General features: G+C 60.6%; 17 protein-coding genes and 1 other RNA gene. 4 read left to right on the top strand and 14 right to left on the bottom strand.

Annotation, left to right across the window (positions count from 1 at the left end; all coding sequences use genetic code 11):
• Nucleotides 1–3 precede the first annotated feature (3 nt).
• The 9 genes from mraY to rsmI all read right to left on the bottom strand — a co-directional run bounded on the left by mraY (nt 4) and on the right by rsmI (nt 8,947).
• Entirely contained in the window at nt 4–1,086 is a 1,083-nt protein-coding gene (gene mraY / locus J3P90_RS04725; RefSeq protein WP_053124966.1) for a phospho-N-acetylmuramoyl-pentapeptide-transferase, read from the bottom strand.
• Entirely contained in the window at nt 1,086–2,453 is a 1,368-nt protein-coding gene (locus J3P90_RS04720) for a UDP-N-acetylmuramoyl-tripeptide--D-alanyl-D-alanine ligase (protein ID WP_434675893.1), read from the bottom strand. Before J3P90_RS04720 ends, mraY begins: the two co-directional genes overlap by 1 nt.
• Entirely contained in the window at nt 2,446–3,909 is a 1,464-nt protein-coding gene (locus tag J3P90_RS04715; protein ID WP_434607651.1) for a UDP-N-acetylmuramoyl-L-alanyl-D-glutamate--2,6-diaminopimelate ligase, read from the bottom strand. The genes J3P90_RS04720 and J3P90_RS04715 overlap by 8 nt, the downstream gene beginning before the upstream one ends.
• The gene (locus J3P90_RS04710) at nt 3,909–5,648 is read right to left on the bottom strand and encodes a peptidoglycan D,D-transpeptidase FtsI family protein (protein ID WP_420765650.1); all 1,740 of its coding nucleotides are present in this window, start codon (nt 5,646–5,648) and stop codon (nt 3,909–3,911) included. The genes J3P90_RS04715 and J3P90_RS04710 overlap by 1 nt, the downstream gene beginning before the upstream one ends.
• Complete coding sequence (gene ftsL, locus J3P90_RS04705; protein ID WP_003178214.1) at nt 5,648–5,941, bottom strand: cell division protein FtsL; 294 nt, start codon at nt 5,939–5,941, stop codon at nt 5,648–5,650. Before ftsL ends, J3P90_RS04710 begins: the two co-directional genes overlap by 1 nt.
• Nucleotides 5,938–6,885 carry a 16S rRNA (cytosine(1402)-N(4))-methyltransferase RsmH gene (gene rsmH, locus J3P90_RS04700; protein WP_420765428.1) on the bottom strand — a complete coding sequence of 316 codons (948 nt, stop codon included), beginning with the start codon at nt 6,883–6,885 and terminating at the stop codon, nt 5,938–5,940. The genes ftsL and rsmH overlap by 4 nt, the downstream gene beginning before the upstream one ends.
• Entirely contained in the window at nt 6,882–7,337 is a 456-nt protein-coding gene (mraZ, locus tag J3P90_RS04695; protein WP_003205355.1) for a division/cell wall cluster transcriptional repressor MraZ, read from the bottom strand. The genes rsmH and mraZ overlap by 4 nt, the downstream gene beginning before the upstream one ends.
• A 309-nt stretch (nt 7,338–7,646) precedes the next feature.
• Nucleotides 7,647–8,000, bottom strand: an RNA gene (gene rnpB / locus J3P90_RS04690) — RNase P RNA component class A.
• A 74-nt stretch (nt 8,001–8,074) separates the two neighbouring features.
• The gene (rsmI, locus tag J3P90_RS04685) at nt 8,075–8,947 is read right to left on the bottom strand and encodes a 16S rRNA (cytidine(1402)-2'-O)-methyltransferase (protein ID WP_420765429.1); all 873 of its coding nucleotides are present in this window, start codon (nt 8,945–8,947) and stop codon (nt 8,075–8,077) included.
• 345 nt (nt 8,948–9,292) lie between these two features.
• Here rsmI and J3P90_RS04680 point away from each other — a divergent pair, with 345 nt between their 5' ends.
• The 4 genes from J3P90_RS04680 (at nt 9,293) to J3P90_RS04665 (ending at nt 12,736) form a co-directional block, all read left to right on the top strand.
• Nucleotides 9,293–11,104 (top strand): penicillin-binding protein activator, encoded by a 1,812-nt coding sequence (locus J3P90_RS04680; protein WP_434675892.1) that lies wholly within the window; start codon nt 9,293–9,295, stop codon nt 11,102–11,104.
• Entirely contained in the window at nt 11,104–11,466 is a 363-nt protein-coding gene (locus tag J3P90_RS04675; RefSeq protein WP_434675891.1) for a YraN family protein, read from the top strand. Before J3P90_RS04680 ends, J3P90_RS04675 begins: the two co-directional genes overlap by 1 nt.
• Nucleotides 11,467–11,567: 101 nt before the next feature.
• A complete protein-coding gene (locus J3P90_RS04670; RefSeq protein ID WP_007928463.1) occupies nt 11,568–12,161 on the top strand; it encodes a phosphoheptose isomerase in 594 nt (197 codons plus the stop codon).
• The gene (locus J3P90_RS04665; protein WP_030139689.1) at nt 12,158–12,736 is read left to right on the top strand and encodes a BON domain-containing protein; all 579 of its coding nucleotides are present in this window, start codon (nt 12,158–12,160) and stop codon (nt 12,734–12,736) included. The genes J3P90_RS04670 and J3P90_RS04665 overlap by 4 nt, the downstream gene beginning before the upstream one ends.
• A 187-nt stretch (nt 12,737–12,923) precedes the next feature.
• Here the strand turns inward: J3P90_RS04665 and J3P90_RS04660 are convergent, their stop codons facing one another.
• From J3P90_RS04660 to petA, 5 genes are all read right to left on the bottom strand, one after another.
• On the bottom strand, nt 12,924–13,337 hold the full coding sequence (locus tag J3P90_RS04660) for a ClpXP protease specificity-enhancing factor (RefSeq protein WP_434560531.1): 414 nt from the start codon (nt 13,335–13,337) through the stop codon (nt 12,924–12,926).
• 16 nt (nt 13,338–13,353) lie between these two features.
• Nucleotides 13,354–13,971 (bottom strand): glutathione S-transferase N-terminal domain-containing protein, encoded by a 618-nt coding sequence (locus tag J3P90_RS04655; protein WP_420765432.1) that lies wholly within the window; start codon nt 13,969–13,971, stop codon nt 13,354–13,356.
• A 152-nt stretch (nt 13,972–14,123) separates the two neighbouring features.
• A complete protein-coding gene (locus tag J3P90_RS04650; RefSeq protein ID WP_420765433.1) occupies nt 14,124–14,906 on the bottom strand; it encodes a cytochrome c1 in 783 nt (260 codons plus the stop codon).
• Nucleotides 14,906–16,117, bottom strand: a complete 1,212-nt coding sequence (locus tag J3P90_RS04645) for a cytochrome b (protein WP_305496655.1) — start codon at nt 16,115–16,117, stop codon at nt 14,906–14,908. Before J3P90_RS04645 ends, J3P90_RS04650 begins: the two co-directional genes overlap by 1 nt.
• Complete coding sequence (petA, locus tag J3P90_RS04640) at nt 16,117–16,710, bottom strand: ubiquinol-cytochrome c reductase iron-sulfur subunit (protein WP_305496657.1); 594 nt, start codon at nt 16,708–16,710, stop codon at nt 16,117–16,119. Before petA ends, J3P90_RS04645 begins: the two co-directional genes overlap by 1 nt.
• Between the last annotated feature and the right edge of the window lie 228 nt (nt 16,711–16,938).

Raw genomic sequence — 16,938 nt, 5'->3', positions numbered from 1 at the left:
GTTCTACCTCAGCTTCAGGGTGGCAAGGCCGATCAGCACCAGAATCACGGTGATGATCCAGAAACGGACGATCACGCGCGGCTCGGGCCAGCCCTTGAGTTCGAAGTGGTGGTGGATCGGCGCCATGCGGAATACCCGGCGGCCGGTCAATTTAAAGGAAGCAACCTGAATGACGACTGACAGGGTCTCCATCACGAACACACCGCCCATGATGAACAGGACGATTTCCTGGCGAACGATGACGGCAATGGTGCCCAGGGCCGCGCCCAGCGCCAACGCGCCGACGTCACCCATGAAGACTTGCGCCGGGTAGGTGTTGAACCAAAGGAAACCGAGGCCGGCACCGATCAGCGCGCCGCAGAACACGATCAGCTCGCCCGCGCCCGGTACATAAGGGATCAGCAGGTATTCGGCGAATTTCACGTTGCCCGACAGGTAGCAGAAGATCCCCAGCGCGCCGCCAACCATGACCGTCGGCATGATCGCCAGGCCGTCGAGGCCATCGGTGAGGTTGACCGCGTTGCTCGATCCAACGATGACCAGGTAGGTCAGCACGATGAAGCCAGCGCCCAGCGGGATGCTGTAGTCCTTGAGCATTGGCAGGATCAGGGTGGTTTCCACCGGCGAAGCGGCAGTCATATAAAGGAAGATCGCCGCGCCGAGGCCGAACACCGACTGCCAGAAATATTTCCAGCGGCTTGGCAGCCCACGGGAATTCTTCTCGATGACCTTGCGGTAGTCGTCTACCCAGCCGATGGCGCCGAAGAACAGGGTCACCAGCAACACGACCCAGACATAGCGGTTCGCCAGGTCGGCCCAGAGCAAGGTGCTGATGCCGATGGACGAGAGAATCAACGCGCCGCCCATGGTCGGGGTACCGGACTTGGACAGGTGCGATTGCGGACCGTCGTTGCGGACCGACTGGCCGATCTGCAGGTTCTGCAAGGTGCGGATCATCCACGGGCCCAGGAACAGCGACAACGACAGCGCGGTCAGCACACCCAGGATCCCGCGCAGGGTCAGGTACTGGAAGACCGCGAAGCCTTTGTGGAACTGTTGCAGGTACTCCGCTAGCAGCAGCAGCATTAATGTTTCTCCATACGGGTGCCGCACAAAGCCGCAACGATGTTTTCCATCGCTGCACTGCGTGAGCCCTTGATCAATAAGGTGGTGTTCGGGTCTTGCTCGGCACCCAGGGCCTGGATCAACTCGGCCTGGGTGGTGAAATGCTGTGCATGCTCGCCAAACGCCGATACCGCATGGGCCATCATCGGGCCAACGGCGTACAACGCATCGACCTTGCCGCGGGCATACGCGCCGACATCATGGTGGCCTTGCTGCGCCCACTCACCCAATTCGCCGATATCGCCGAGCACCAGCACGGTGCGGCCGGAGAAACCGGCAAGGATGTCCACGGCCGCGCACATCGACGTCGGGTTAGCGTTGTAGGTGTCATCGATGACGCGCATGCCGTTGCTCGCCAGTTGGGCGACGGTGCGTCCCTTGACCGGTTGCACCGCGTTCAATCCCGCGGCGATGCCTGGCAACGAAACACCCAGGGCATGGGCGGCGGCGGCGGCGGCCAGGGCGTTGGCAACGTTATGGGTGCCGAGCAGGTTCAACTGCACGCGCTCGGCCCCGTCGGGGCTGTGGAGGTTGAAGGCCGGGCATCCGCGAGCATAGCGGTCCAGGTCGCTGGCGTAGAAGTTCGCGGCAAGGTTGCTCAAGGCAAAGGTCAGCACCTTGCGCTCGCCCGCCCGGGTTTTCCAGATTTCGAAGGCCTTGTCGTCGAGATTCAGCACGGCGACGCCATCGGCAGCCAACCCCTCGATGATCTCGCCCTTGGCCTCGACGATCTTTTCCGGGCCGCCGAACTCACCCACGTGGGCGGTCCCGGCGTTGTTGAGCACCGCCACGTGGGGCTTGGTCATGCCGACGGTGTAGGCAATCTCGCCGAGCCGCGAAGCACCAAGTTCAATGACGGCGGCGCTGTGCTCAGGCGCCAGCTCAAGCAGCGTCAGCGGTACACCGAGGTCGTTGTTCAGGTTGCCACGGGTCGCCAATACCGGGCCGCGCGTGCGCAGGATGCTGGCGAGCATTTCCTTGACCGTGGTCTTGCCGCTGGAGCCGGTGATGGCTGCGACCGGGTTGGTGAACGCCGCGCGATTCAACGCGCCGAGCTGGCCCAGGGCCTGGCGGGTGTCGCTGACCAGCAGTTGCGGCAGCGTGCTGTTGGTGACTTCGCGCTCGACCAACGCCGCGACCGCGCCTTTGCCAGCCACTTCGTTCAGATAATCGTGGCCGTCGAAACGCGGCCCGGCCAGGGCGACGAACAATTGGCCCGGCGCAATCGCCCGGCTGTCGATGCTGACGCCGTTGAACGTGGCGTCCGCCGCGATCAGGCGCGCATTCAGGGCGTTGGTCAGCTCGCTGAGTTTCAGGGCCTTAAGCATGGGCCACCTCCCATGCGGTCAGGGCGTGATCGGCTTCCACCAGGTCGGAGAACGCATGGCGTTCGCCGTTGATTTCCTGATAGTCCTCGTGGCCCTTGCCGGCCAGAACGATGACGTCATCCGCCGAAGCACTGGCAATCAATTGCGCAATGGCCTGGCCGCGTCCGGCCACGAAAGTGACGTTATCCTGCCCCGAGAAACCGGCGCGAATATCGTCGAAGATCCGCGAGGGGTCTTCGCTGCGCGGGTTATCGTCAGTGACGAGTACTCCATCGGCCAGCCGCTCCACGACTTGCGCCATCAGCGGACGTTTGCCACGGTCACGGTCGCCGCCACAGCCGAACAGGCACAGCAGCCGACCCTTGGCGTGAGGACGCAGCGCCGTGAGGACTTTCTCCAGCGCGTCTGGCGTATGGGCGTAATCGACCACCACCAGTGGCTGGGTGCCTCCGCCCAAGCGCTGCATGCGCCCGGCCGGGCCCTCGAGCTTTGGCAATACCTTGAGAATTTCATCCAGCGCGTAGTCCAGCCCGAGCAAGGCCCCGATGGCGGCCAATACATTGCTCAGGTTGAAGCGGCCCAGCAACGTGCTGCGCAGATGGTGTTCGCCCTGGGGCGTGACCAACGTGGCACGAACGCCTTCGTCGTCGAACTGTGCCTGGCGTACATAAAGGTAGGCGCCTGCATCTTCGAGGCTGTAGGTGATCAACCGCGACTCGCGACTCTCGGCGGCCAGCTGGCGGCCGAATTCGTCATCGACATTGATAACCCGGCATTTCAGGTTGTTCCAGGCAAACAGCTTGGCCTTGGCCTCGCCGTAGGCCTGCATCGTGCCGTGGTAGTCCAGGTGATCGCGGGACAGGTTGGTGAGCACGGCAACGTCGAAGGCCAACGCGGTGACGCGACCTTGATCGAGGCCATGGGAGGAAACCTCCATCGCGACGGCCTTGGCGCCAGCCTTCTTCAGGTCGGCCAGGGTCGCCTGCACGGCGATCGGGTTTGGCGTGGTGTGCAGCCCGCTCTTCAGCGCCCCGTGGAAACCGTTGCCCAGCGTCCCCACGATGCCACAATGCTGCCCGAGCAAGTCGAGCGCCTGTGCCACCAGTTGCGTCACGCTGGTCTTGCCGTTGGTACCGGTCACGCCGATCAGGTTCAGGTGACGGCTCGGCTCGCCATAAAAACGCCCGGCGATATCCGACAACTGCGCCACCAGGCCCTTGACCGGAATCAGCGGGACATCGGTGATTGGCAGCACGGTCGCGCCGTTCACTTCATAGGCCACGGCAGCCGCACCGCGTTTCAAGGCATCAGCGATATGGTCGCGGCCATCAACACGGGCGCCCGGCACCGCCAGGAACAGGTCCCCGGCACGCACGTCGCGACTGTCCAGCGCCAGCTCGCGAATCAGCAGGTCATGACCGGCATGGGCAAAAATCTTGTTCAGGCTCAGGGACATCAGCCACGCCCTCCGTCGGCTTTCAAGGGAACGACCGGGGCGGTACTCGCCTGCTGGGTCGGCGGCAGATTATCCGGAGTAATGTTCATCAGGCGCAGGGTGCCGGACATCACTTTGCTGAACACCGGCGCAGAGACCAGGCCACCGAAGTAGCCTGCCTTGCTCGGTTCGTCGATAACCACCACGATGGCGTAGCGCGGGTCGCTCATCGGACCGAAGCCGGCGAACAGCGAACGGTAGGAATTCTCGGCATAGCCCTTGGTACCCACGGACGTCTTGCGCGCCGTACCCGACTTGCCGGCAACATGGTAGGCGGGCACTTGGGCACGATAGACACCACGCGGCGCCTCGATCACCTGTTGCAGCATGCCTTGCATCGTCTTGGCGACGTCTTCCGGAATCACTTGGGTGGTTTGCGGCGCCTTGTCGGTCTTGACCAGGGTCAGCGGTGCGATCCGCCCATTGTTGGCCAGCGCCGAGAAGGCGTGGACAAGCTGGATCGCCGTCACCGAAACACCATAGCCATAGGACAACGTGGCGGTTTCGGCCTTGCGCCATTCACGGTAGTTGGGCAGGTTGCCGACGCGCTCGCCCGGGAAGCCCAGGCCGGTGTCCTGGCCGAGGCCGATTTTCTGGGCCAGGCGATAGATCGCTTCGCCACCGATATCGAAGGCGATCTTGCTCATGCCCACGTTACTGGAATTGATCAGGATGCCGGTCAGGTCGAGCACCGGGCCTTCAGTCTTGGACACGTCGCGAATGGTGTATTTGCCGATCTGCAACGTCCCCGGATACACCTCGACGGTGTCACCCGGTTTCCAGCGCCCGGTTTCCAGGGCGGCGGCCATGGACACGGCCTTCATGGTCGAACCCGGCTCGAAGACGTCGATCATTGCGCGGTTACGCATCATCGCCGGTTGCAGGTTACGGCGGTTGTTCGGGTTGTAGGTCGGCTGGTTGACCATGGCGAGGATCTCGCCGGTCTTGACGTCCATGATCACCAGGCTGCCGGCCTTGGCGCCGTTCTCGACGATGGCATTGCGCAGCTCGCGGTTGGCCAGGTATTGCAGGCGCAGGTCAATGGACAACGCCAAGGGCTTACCGGCCTTGGCGTTTTTAGTGACTTGGACATCCTTGATCAGCCTGCCGCGCCGATCCTTGATGACCTGGCGCTTGCCGGCAACCCCGGCCAGCCATTCGTCATAGGCCAGTTCGACACCTTCTCGGCCCCGGTCATCGATGTCGGTAAACCCGACCATGTGGGCGGTGACTTCTCCGGCCGGGTAGAAACGCCGGAACTCTTCGATGCCATAGACACCAGGTACTTTCAGGTCGAGCACACTCTGGCCTTGCTCGGGCGTCAACCCGCGCACCAGGTAGATGAATTCTTTATTGGCCTGGGCTTCAAGGCGCTCGGCCAAAGCCTTGGGATCCTGGCCGAGGGCGGCGGCCAACGCCGGCCACTTTTCCTTGGCCTGCTGCATTTCCTTGGCGTTGGCCCACAGGGTGGTCACCGGGGTGCTCACGGCCAGGGGTTCACCGTTGCGGTCAGTGATCAGGCCACGGTGGGCCGGGATCGGAATATGACGCACGCTGCGGGCATCGCCCTGCTCCTTGAGGAAGTCGCGGTCGACGACTTGCAGGTCGATGATGCGCCACGCGATCGCTGCGACCATGATCCCGAGCAAGCCCAGGACCAGACGGAACCGCCACGGGAACAGTGCCCCTTCGAGCTTCATCATGGCGCCACCATCTGCACTTCGGCGGCGCCGGGGATGCGCATCTTCAATTGTTCGGTGGCCAATACCTCGATACGGCTATGGGCGGTCCAGGTGCTCTGCTCCAGGATCAGCCGGCCCCACTCAGCCTGCGCCTTGTCGCGCACGCTCAGTTCGTTATAAAGGGTGTTGAGCAACTGGCGGTTCCAGTGCGCGCTGTAAGACACGGCGATGGCCGAGACGAGCACGCCGATGAACAGCAGCAGCATGAAAAAGCTGCCGCCCGGCAGGGGCTTGGCGAAGAGCTTGCTCACCGCAGCTTCTCCGCGACACGCATGACAGCACTACGGGCACGCGGGTTGGCCTTGAGTTCGGCCTCGGAGGCGAACTGCGCTTTGCCATGGATCTTGATTTTCGGTACGAAAGCCTCGAAACGCACCGGCAGGTTGCGCGGCAGGTTGTCGGCTTCGCCTTTGGTGAGTTTGCGCATGAACAGCTTGACGATGCGGTCTTCCAGGGAGTGGAAGCTGATCACCACCAACCGGCCACCGATCTCCAGCGCCTCAAGGGCGGCCTCGAGGCCAGCCTCAAGATCACCCAACTCATTATTGACATGGATACGCAGGCCCTGGAAGGCGCGAGTCGCTGGATTCTTGCCCTTCTCCCACGCAGGGTTGGCAACCTTCAGCACTTCGGCCAGGTCACCGGTGCGCTCGAATGGCTTGGTCTCGCGACGCTCGACCACGGCTCGCGCCATGCGGCCGGAAAAGCGTTCCTCGCCGTATTCCTTGAAGACACGGGCGATTTCTTCGACGGGCGCGGTGTTGACGAACTCAGCGGCACTGATGCCGCGGGACGGATCCATGCGCATGTCCAGCGGGCCGTCATTGAGGAAACTGAAGCCACGTTCCGGGTCGTCCAGTTGCGGCGAGGACACGCCGAGGTCCAACAGCACGCCGCTGATCTTGCCAGCCAAACCACGCTGGGCAACTTCCGAACCCAACTCGGCAAAGCTGCGCTGCACAACGACAAAGCGGCCGTCTTCGGCCGCCAGCGCTTGCCCGGTGGCAATCGCTTGAGGATCCTTGTCGAACCCCAGCAACCGGCCATCAGGCCCCAACTGGCTGAGGATCAATCGGCTGTGCCCGCCACGCCCGAACGTGCCATCCAGATAGCACCCATCAGGACGTACGGCGAGAGCCTCGACGGCTTCGTCAAGCAGTACGGTGATGTGGTTAAAGCCGCTATCAATAGTCACAGGATCAAATCACGCAGTTCATCAGGCATGGCGCCCGGTTGTTGAATAGCAGCAAGGTCGGCGGCAGAAACCGCATTCCAGGCATCTTCGTCCCACAGTTGGAACTTGTTCAGCTGGCCCACCAGCATCGCGCGCTTGTCCAGCTTGGCGTATTCGCGCAGGCGCGGCGGGACCAGGAAACGACCACTGCCGTCGAGCTCAAGATCAACGGCATTACCGATCAACAAGCGCTGCAAACGACGGTTTTCTTCACGTAGCGAAGGCAGTGCGCGCAGTTTGGTTTCGATGATTTCCCACTCATCCAGCGGGTAGACGCACAAACATGGGTCAACGGCGTCGATCGTGACGATCAACTGCCCCGAACTTCGCGAAACGAGCTCGTCACGATACCGGCTGGGCATGGCGAGCCGGCCTTTTGCATCGAGACTGATTGCGTTAGCTCCGCGAAACACGTCAGCGTTTCTCCACTTTTTGGCGTTTTACCTTCAAAAAAACCCACTTCATGCCACTTTCCGCCACTTGCGCACACTATAGGAATGCGCCCACCGCACCGTCAAGGCGCGGAATGAAGGAAAAGCCTTATAGATCGGAGATTTAGGAGCGTTTCAGGAGGGGCAACAAGAATCTGACGTAGGAAATTTCGCTCCAACCTGAGGCAGTACAGGGGGCTGCGCGCACAAGTTAAAGTGATTTGTTAAGAGTAAGATTTTTTTGGTATTAGGAACTGCGTCTGCCAGCGATTCCGGCAGGGAGGGAAAAAGGTGGAGAGTCGATCTGTAAGCCGGGTTCTGTCTTGAACAGTCATTCGTCTACGATGGCCATCACTGGACATCTTTAGCAACCTACCCGGTCCCAGCGCGGGCCACGCCTTGGGACCCTATTTGGTCTTGCTCCAAGTGGGGTTTACCTAGCCACGAACTGTTGCCAGCCGTGCGGTGCGCTCTTACCGCACCTTTTCACCCTTACCGGCGCCGAAACGCTTAGGCGGTTATTTTCTGTGGCACTTTCCGTAGGCTCACGCCTCCCAGGCATTACCTGGCACTTCGCCCTATGGAGCCCGGACTTTCCTCCCCCCCCTAATTTTCATAGAGGGCAGCGACTGTCCGATCGACTCTCCGCCGCGAAGGTTAACGGTACAGCGCCTCAAGAACAAGCGCTAAAAGCCCGCAGCCAGCCGGGCATGGCGGTTTCATTGGTCCTTCTGCTTTTGCAGCGCGACCTGATACAGCACATTCTTGCGCTCGCCGGTGATCTGCGCGGCGAGGGCCGCCGCACGTTTCAATGGCATTTCCTCTAACAACAGATCCAGGACGCGCATCGCTTCGCCACTTACGGCGTCTTCGCTTTCCGGCGGCGTCCACCCGGCCACCAGTACAACGCATTCACCGCGCTGTTGGTTGCTGTCGCTTTCGACGAAACCTCGCAATTGCGCCAAGGGCAGCCCCTTGAGCGTCTCGAAGGTTTTCGTCAGCTCCCGCGCCAGCAACGCCTGGCGCTCGGGACCAAACACCAGCTCCATATCCTGGAGGCATTCAAGGATACGGTGCGGCGCTTCATAAAAGATCAATGTGCGCGGCTCTTCCTTTATAGCTTCCAGGCGCGCTCGTCGCCCCACCGCCTTGGCTGGCAGAAAGCCCTCGAAGATAAATCGATCCGACGGCAAGCCGGCCGCCGACAGCGCCGCGATCAACGCACACGCCCCGGGTACTGGCACCACATTGATGCCAGCAGCACGAGCCTGGCGCACCAGGTGATAACCCGGATCGGAAATCAGCGGCGTGCCGGCATCGGAAATCAGCGCCACGTTATCGCCCGCCAGCAGCCGGGTGATAAAACGACTGCCCTCGTCCCGCTCGTTATGTTCATGACACGCCGCCAGCGGCGTGGAAATGCCGAAATGCTGCAGCAAGCGCTGGGAGTGACGGGTATCTTCAGCGGCGATAAGGGCGACGTCCTTCAGGATCTTCAGCGCACGGGCGCTGATATCGTCCAGGTTGCCAATAGGCGTCGCCACCACGAAAAGCGAGCCAGCAGCGGAATTCGAAGCACCTGGAGCAGTCAAAACGCACACCTCATGAGGGTAAAAACCGCCATTGTAGCGTGTGCCGCCATTCTCGGCCGGTCACATTAGCAGTTGTGGCGAGGGAGCTTGCTCCCGCTCGGCTGCGCAGCAGCCGTAAAAATCTGACAGCCACATTCTGATGTACCGTGTTGAATGGTTTTGGGGCCGCTGCGCGGCCCAGCGGGAGCAAGCTCCCTCGCCACGGGGAATCGACACCCTCGGATTTATGCTGCGCCGCACTCTTTGAAATACCTAAATTGATCGATTCACACCACTAACATCGCGCCCCAGCCGCTGCTTGGGTACAATTCGACGCTAATTTGATCTCGTATCAGGAACACTTACATGATCGCTTGCCTGCGGCTGCTCTCCGCCCTCTGCCTCGCTGCCCTCCTGGCGGCTTGCGCCAGTTCGCCTTCGTCCAGCCTTGGCGAACTCCCACGCACCCCGGATGCCAGTATCGAGCAATTGCTCGAACAGGCCACCCAAAGCAAAAACCCGGAAAAAGCCGCCCTGCTGCGCCTGAGCGCCGCGGACCTGGCCTACCGCCAGGGCAATGCCGGCCAGTCCGCACAGATCCTGCAACAAGTGCCGCTGGAGCAACTCAAGCCCGGCCAGCAGATTTTCGCCAGCACGCTGTCAGCCGAACTGGCGATGACCCGCAACCAGCCCAAGGCAGCGCTGACGTCCCTGGGCCATCCAAGCCTGCAGCACCTGGGCGAAATGCCGGTGGAACAGCAAGTGCGCACCGGCACCGTGCGTGCTCGCGCCCTAGAAGCCGATGGCCAGACCCTGGCGGCCGCCAAGGAGCGGATCTTTATCGCGCCGTTGCTGGAAGGCGAAGCCGCGGCGAAAAACCACGAGGCGATCTGGTCGCTGATCGCTTCGCTGCCTACCGATCAACTGCAACCGACCACCACCGACGACCTCGGTGGCTGGTTGAGCCTGGCCAAGGCGGTGAAAACCGCCGGCACCCTGGAGCAACAACAGGCCGCCATCGACAGCTGGCGCGAACAAAACTCGAAACACCCAGCCGCGCTTCAACTGCCGACGCCACTGGTCAAGCTCAAGGAGCTGGCAAGCCAGCCGCTGAGCAAGATCGCCTTGCTGCTGCCGCAGAACGGCCCGCTGGCCTCGGTTGCCAAAGCCCTGCGCGAAGGGTTCATGGCTGCGCACTACCAGGCCCAACAGGCTGGACAGAAGCCGCCAAGCATTCAGGTCTATGACAGCGCCAGCCTGACTTCCATGGACGAGTTCTACCGCAAGGCCCAGGCCGACGGCGTACAACTGGTGGTCGGCCCGCTGGAAAAACCACTGGTCAAGCAGATCAGCCTTCGCCCGCAATTGCCGATTACCACCCTGGCATTGAACTACAGCGAGGGCGAACAGGGCCCACCCCAACTCTTCCAGTTCGGCTTGGCCCCGGAAGATGAAGCCCGCGAAGTATCCCGTCGTGCTCGCGCCGACGGCCTGCATCGCGCCGCCGCCATGGTGCCGAAAGGCGAATGGGGCGATCGGGTATTGAAAGCCTTCAGCCAGGACTGGCAGGCCAATGGCGGCACCATCGTTGCGATCGAGCGTGTCGACCAGCCTGTGCAACTGGCCCAGCAGATCGCCGACATGTTCCAGTTGCGCCAGAGCGAAGGTCGCGCCAAGAGCCTGCAAAGCACGGTGGGCACCGCAGTAGCGGCCCAGCCTTCGCGTCGCCAGGACATCGAGTTCATTTTCCTGGCATCGACTCCGCAGCAGGCCCAGCAGATCAAGCCGACCCTGAACTTCCAGTACGCCGGCGACGTGCCGGTCTATGCGACGTCTTCGGTATTCAGCGTCAGCGGCGACCAGAACCAGTACAACGACATGAATGGCGTGCGTTTCTGTGAAACGCCATGGCTGCTCGACGCTAACGACCCACTGCGTCAGCAGGTCACTGCACAATGGCCGCAGGCCGGTGGCAGCCTGGGCCGACTGTATGCGATGGGTGCCGACGCCTATCGCCTCGCTCCACGCCTGGGCCAGCTCAAGGCACTTCCGGACAGCCGCATCGAAGGCCTGTCAGGCAGCCTGGCGATCTCGCCAACCCAACGCGTGCAACGTCAATTGCCGTGGGCCCAGTTCATCAATGGCCAGGTGCAGCGCCTGCCGGACACCCAGCGCTGATGCTTGACCGATCACACTTGCAAAGCGGAAAGAATGCCGAGGGCCAAGCCCTCGCGCATCTGCAACAACAAGGTCTGCGCCTGCTGGCACAGAACTGGTTGTGTAAACGCGGCGAGCTGGATCTGGTCATGCTTGACGGCGATACAGTAGTATTCGTCGAAGTCCGCTACAGAAAAAATACCCAATGGGGCGGCGCGATCGAGAGCATCGACGAGCGCAAGCGCCAGAAGCTGATTTTCGCCGCGCAGTACTTTCTGCAACGCGAGTCTCGCTGGGCCGATTACCCCTGCCGCTTCGACGTGGTCGCCATCGACAGCAACGCCGACCAGTTGAACTGGCTGCAGAACGCCTTCGACAGTTGAACGCCCAGCCTGGCCGGACACCTTCATTCAACTTTTTTGCTCTTTGCTTTGCGCGCCGCACATGCTTGTGCCGATAAGTCGCGCTACTTAAGGTCACACAGATGGACATGCAATCGCGAATCCGCCAGCTTTTTCAGGCCAGTATCGACACCAAGCAACAGGCGATGGACGTACTTGCACCGCACATCGAGCAAGCCAGCCAAGTGATGGTCAACGCCTTGCTCAACGAAGGCAAGATGCTCTCGTGTGGCAACGGCGGTTCGGCCGGCGATGCCCAGCACTTCTCATCGGAGCTGCTCAACCGCTTCGAACGCGAACGCCCGAGCCTGCCGGCCATCGCATTGACGACCGACAGCTCGACGATCACCTCGATCGCCAATGATTACAGCTACAACGAAGTGTTCTCCAAGCAGATCCGCGCCCTCGGCCAACCCGGCGATGTGCTTCTGGCGATCTCCACCAGCGGTAACTCGGCCAATATTATTCAAGCGATCCAGGCCGCACATGATCGCGAAATGATTGTCGTAGCATTGACCGGTCGCGACGGCGGCGGCATGGCATCCTTGCTCTTGCCCGAAGACGTCGAGATTCGCGTACCGGCCAATGTCACCGCACGTATTCAGGAAGTCCACCTGCTGGCGATCCATTGCCTTTGCGACTTGATCGACAGCCAACTGTTCGGGAGTGAAGAATGACCCCTAATCGCCTAGGCCTTCTGGCCCTGACCCTGTGCCTCGGCATCAGCGGCTGCACATCGGTGGTTAACGCCAGCCGGGAAAAGCCGATCGAAGATGACCGCGGCACCCGCACCTTCGGCAGCAAGATCGATGACTCCCTGATCGAAACCAAAGTCGGCGTGAACATCGCCAAGGCCGACCCGGACCTGGACAACAATTCGCACATCGTCGTCACCAGCTTCAACGGTGTCGTGCTGCTGGCCGGCCAGACGCCACGGGCCGACCTCAAGGCCAAGGCCGAGCAGGAGGCCAGCGCCGTGCAGCGGGTCAAGACCGTGCATAACGAATTGCAGGTCTTGCAGCCCTCTTCCCTGCTGGCGCGCCAGAACGATGCCTGGCTGACGACCAAGATCAAGACGCAGATGCTGACCGACGCCAGCATTCCAGGGTCGCGCATCAAGGTCGTGACCGAGAACGGGATTGTCTATCTGCTGGGGCTGCTGACCAAGCAGGAGGCTGCGCAGGCGACCAACCTTGTACAGGGTGTGTCTGGGGTGCAGAAGATCGTTAAGTTGTTCGAGTACATCGACTGAACAAGTAAGTTACAAGAGCGGCGCTTTTCCTTGGAGGGAAAGCGCCGTTTTTTTGTGCATCGTTCGAGGACAATCTTCAGCGTGGATGACCTCAACGCAAAAACGGATAGGCACCAAAACCAAAAAAAATGCCCGTATCCAGCGATACAGGCATTCGTTCAAACAGCCGGCAGACAGCTTCCGCCAGTTATTTCACCACCTTCAAGCTCGGCCGCCCGCTAGGCCGCGGCGGTTCGTCATCCGGTGGAGGCATATCATCGTCCGCCTCGAATTCTTCTTCGCCCTCCAGCGGCACTTCCAGCTCGAATACCATGCCCTGGCCATTTTCCCGGGCATAAATCCCCAGGATCGAAGCAATCGGCACGTACAGCGTGTGCGGCACGCCGCCAAAACGCCCTTCGAAGCTGACCGCATCATTATCCATGTGCAGATGACGCACAGCGGCCGGCGATACGTTCAATACAATCTGCCCGTCGTTGGCAAAACCCTGCGGCACCTGGACCGAGGGATACTCGGCATTGACCAGCATGTGCGGGGTGCAATCGTTGTCCACAATCCACTCATAGAGCGCGCGGACCAAATAAGGTCGACTGGAGTTCATAGCGGCTCCCTAAGCCTTAGCGCATGTCACGTTCGGCAGCAGACAGACTCGCCTGGAAAGCCTCACGCGCAAATTGGCGCTCCATATAATCAAGCAGCGGCTTGGCGGGCCGCGGCAGTTCGATACCCAGGATCGGCAAACGCCAGAGTATGGGCAATAGGCAGCAATCCACCAGACTTTGTTCCTCGCTGAGGAAAAACGGCTTGTCGACAAACAGCGGCGACACGCCCGTCAGGCTTTCGCGCAGTTCTTTACGCGCCACGACCCGCGCCGGTTCCTTGGTTCGCTGATCCAGGATCAGATCCACCAACCCGCACCAGTCACGCTGGATGCGATGGATGAGCAAGCGACTGTTGGCACGCGCGACGGGGTATACCGGCAGCAAAGGCGGATGCGGATAACGCTCATCCAGGTACTCCATCACCACGGTCGACTCCCACAAGGCCAGGTCACGATCGACCAGCGTTGGCAGGCTGCCGTAAGGGTTTACCTCGATCAGCTTCGGCGGCTGACGGCCCGCTTCAACGTAAATGATCTCGGCGCTGACACCCTTCTCGGCCAGTACGATGCGTACCCGGTGGGAATAGTGGTCGGCGGGGTCGGAGTAACAGGCCAACCGATTGGTCACGCCCATGGCGATCCTCCTCGCTTGTTGAAATTATCGAAAAACGGAAAAACGAGCGCGCCCAGAGGACGTCTCCCGTAACCACCTGGCCGACCAGGCTCGTTACACCTTCAGAGACGCCCTTGGGCGCGCACGATTAACAGCAACGGCTTACAGCTTTATCAATGCACGTCTTTCCAGTATTCACGCTTGAGCAGATAAGCGAATACGAAGAAGAACGCCAGGTACAGCAATACATACGTACCGATGCGCTGATGCTCCAGCTTCACCGGGTTGGCCGAGTAGGCCAGGAAGGTCACCAGGTTCTTGACCTTCTCATCAAACTGCTCAGGCGTCAGAGTGCCAGAGTTTGGCACGATGGTCAGCTGGTCGCAGGCCTCATGAGTCAAAGCCGTGCCGGTCAGCGGATCATATTGCTTCTTGCCGTCCTCGACGATCTGGACCTGCTTGCAGCCTACCACTTGGCGACCTTGCAAGCCGACCAGTACGTTCGGCATCCCGACGTTCGGGAAGACCTTGTTGTTCCAACCCAATGGGCGCGCAGGATCTTCGTAGAACGAGCGCAGGTAGCCGTAGAGCCAATCGGTACCCCGCACGCGGGCCACCAGGGTCAAGTCCGGCGGCGCGGCGCCAAACCATGACTTGGCGTCCGCAGGCTGCATGCCGATATTCATGTGATCGCCCAGCTTGGCGCCAGTGAACACAAGCTTTTCGAGCATCAGCTCGTGGGGGATGCCCAAGTCATCGGCCACGCGCTCGTAACGCTGGAATTTGGCGCTGTGGCAGCCCATGCAATAGTTGGCGAACGTACGAGCGCCGTCCTGCATGGCCGCCTTGTCGGAAACGTCGATGTCGACTTTTTCCAGTTCCGGACCACCGTGTTCAGCCGCAAAGGACAGTGCTGGCATGGCAGCAAGAATCAGTACAGCAAATAGTTTTTTCATCAGCCAGTCACCCTTTCCGGAACCGGTTTGGTCTTCTCGAGCCTGGTGTAGAAAGGCATCAGAATGAAGTAGGCGAAGTACAGGAATGTGCAGACCTGCGACAGCAGCGTCCGGCCCGGTGTCGGCGCCAGTACGCCCAGCACGCCCAGGATCACGAACGAAATGCAGAACACCCAGAGCCAGATCTTGCTCAGCCAGCCTTTGTAACGCATCGACTTGACGGGGCTGCGGTCCAGCCACGGCAGGACGAACAGCACGGCAATGGCGGCGCCCATGGCGATGACGCCCAGCAGCTTGTCAGGAACAGCCCGCAAAATTGCGTAGAACGGCGTGAAGTACCAGACCGGAGCAATGTGCTCGGGGGTCTTGAAGGCGTTGGCCTGTTCGAAGTTCGGCTTCTCGAGGAAGTAACCGCCCATTTCCGGGAAGAAGAACACGATGGAGCAGAAGATGAACAGGAAGACCACCACGCCGACGATGTCTTTCACGGTGTAGTACGGGTGGAAGGCGATGCCATCCAGCGGTACGCCGTTTTCGTCCTTGTGCTTCTTGATGTCCACGCCGTCCGGGTTGTTCGAGCCCACTTCGTGCAGCGCCAGGATGTGCAGCACTACCAGGCCGAGGATCACGATCGGCAGGGCAACCACATGCAAAGCGAAGAAGCGGTTCAAGGTGATGCCCGAGATCAGGTAGTCACCGCGGATCCACTGGGTCAGGTCATCGCCGATGACCGGGATCGCACCGAACAGCGAGATGATCACCTGGGCACCCCAGTAGGACATCTGGCCCCACGGCAGCAGGTAGCCCATGAAGGCTTCAGCCATCAGCGCCAGGTAGATCAGCATGCCGAAGACCCACACCAGTTCGCGCGGCTTCTGGTATGAACCGTAAAGCAGGCCACGGAACATATGCAGGTAGACGACGATAAAGAACGCCGAAGCGCCGGTGGAGTGCAGCAGGCGCAGGATCGAGCCGTACTCGACGTCGCGCATGATGTATTCAACGGAGGCGAACGCCTCTTCTGCCGAGGGGGTGTAGCTCATCGTCAGCCAGACGCCGGTGACGATCTGGTTGACCAGGACGAGCAACGCCAAGGAGCCAAAGAAGTAGAAGAAGTTGAAGTTCTTCGGAGCGTAATACTTGCTGAGATGGTCTTCCCACATTTTGGTCGCGGGAAAGCGCGCATCAAACCAGTCCATTAATTTGCTCATCACGCTTTCTCCGTATCGACGCCAACGACAATGATGTCGTCCGACTCATAGGAATGCGGGGGAACTGGCAGGTTTAGGGGTGCGGGCTGCGATTTGTAGACGCGACCGGCCAGGTCATAGTGGGAGCCGTGGCATGGGCAGAAATAACCACCGACCCAGTCTTTACCCAGGTCGGCAGGGGCCACTTCGGGACGGAACGTTGGCGAGCAACCCAGGTGCGTGCAGATCCCGATCAGCAGCAGGACTTCCGGCTTGATCGAGCGCGTTTCAGGGTTGACGTATTCCGGTTGGACCGAGTTCTTGGAGGAGGGATCGGAGAGCTGGCCCTCGATCTTTTTCAGATTCCCCAGGATTTCCTCTGTACGGCGGACGATAAACACCGGCTGACCGCGCCATTCAGCAATCATCTGCTGGCCTGGCTCGATCTTGCTGACATTCACTTTCACCGGTGCACCTGCGGCTTTCGCCTTGGCGCTGGGAAACCATGACCCCACGAACGGGACCGCAGCCCCCACCGCTCCTGCAGCACCCACCACGGATGTGGCTGCTACCAGGAAGCGACGCCGGCCTGCATTCACGCCGTCATTGCTCATTCAGTCCTCTCCCATCAGCTTTGTGGCCTGTTAAATCAGGCGTCTACTAAGTAAAAATCTGAACTTATAAAAATTTTGCCGAATGGTAATGAAAACCCCCAATTCTGACAAGGTAATTACCAAGCGGCTAAACCGCCAAGCCTTGTAGTATAGGGGCTCTACGAATGTGGCAAGTTGTCACAGAGCATTTATTTCGCACATAAAAAAACGCCCAGCTCCGTGAGGAAC

This window comes from Pseudomonas sp. D3-10, from assembly GCF_051132175.1.
In the GTDB taxonomy this organism is placed as follows: Bacteria; Pseudomonadota; Gammaproteobacteria; order Pseudomonadales; family Pseudomonadaceae; genus Aquipseudomonas.
The sequence above is the reverse complement of the archived record's forward strand: the minus strand, read 5'-3'. Positions and strand labels throughout refer to the sequence as shown.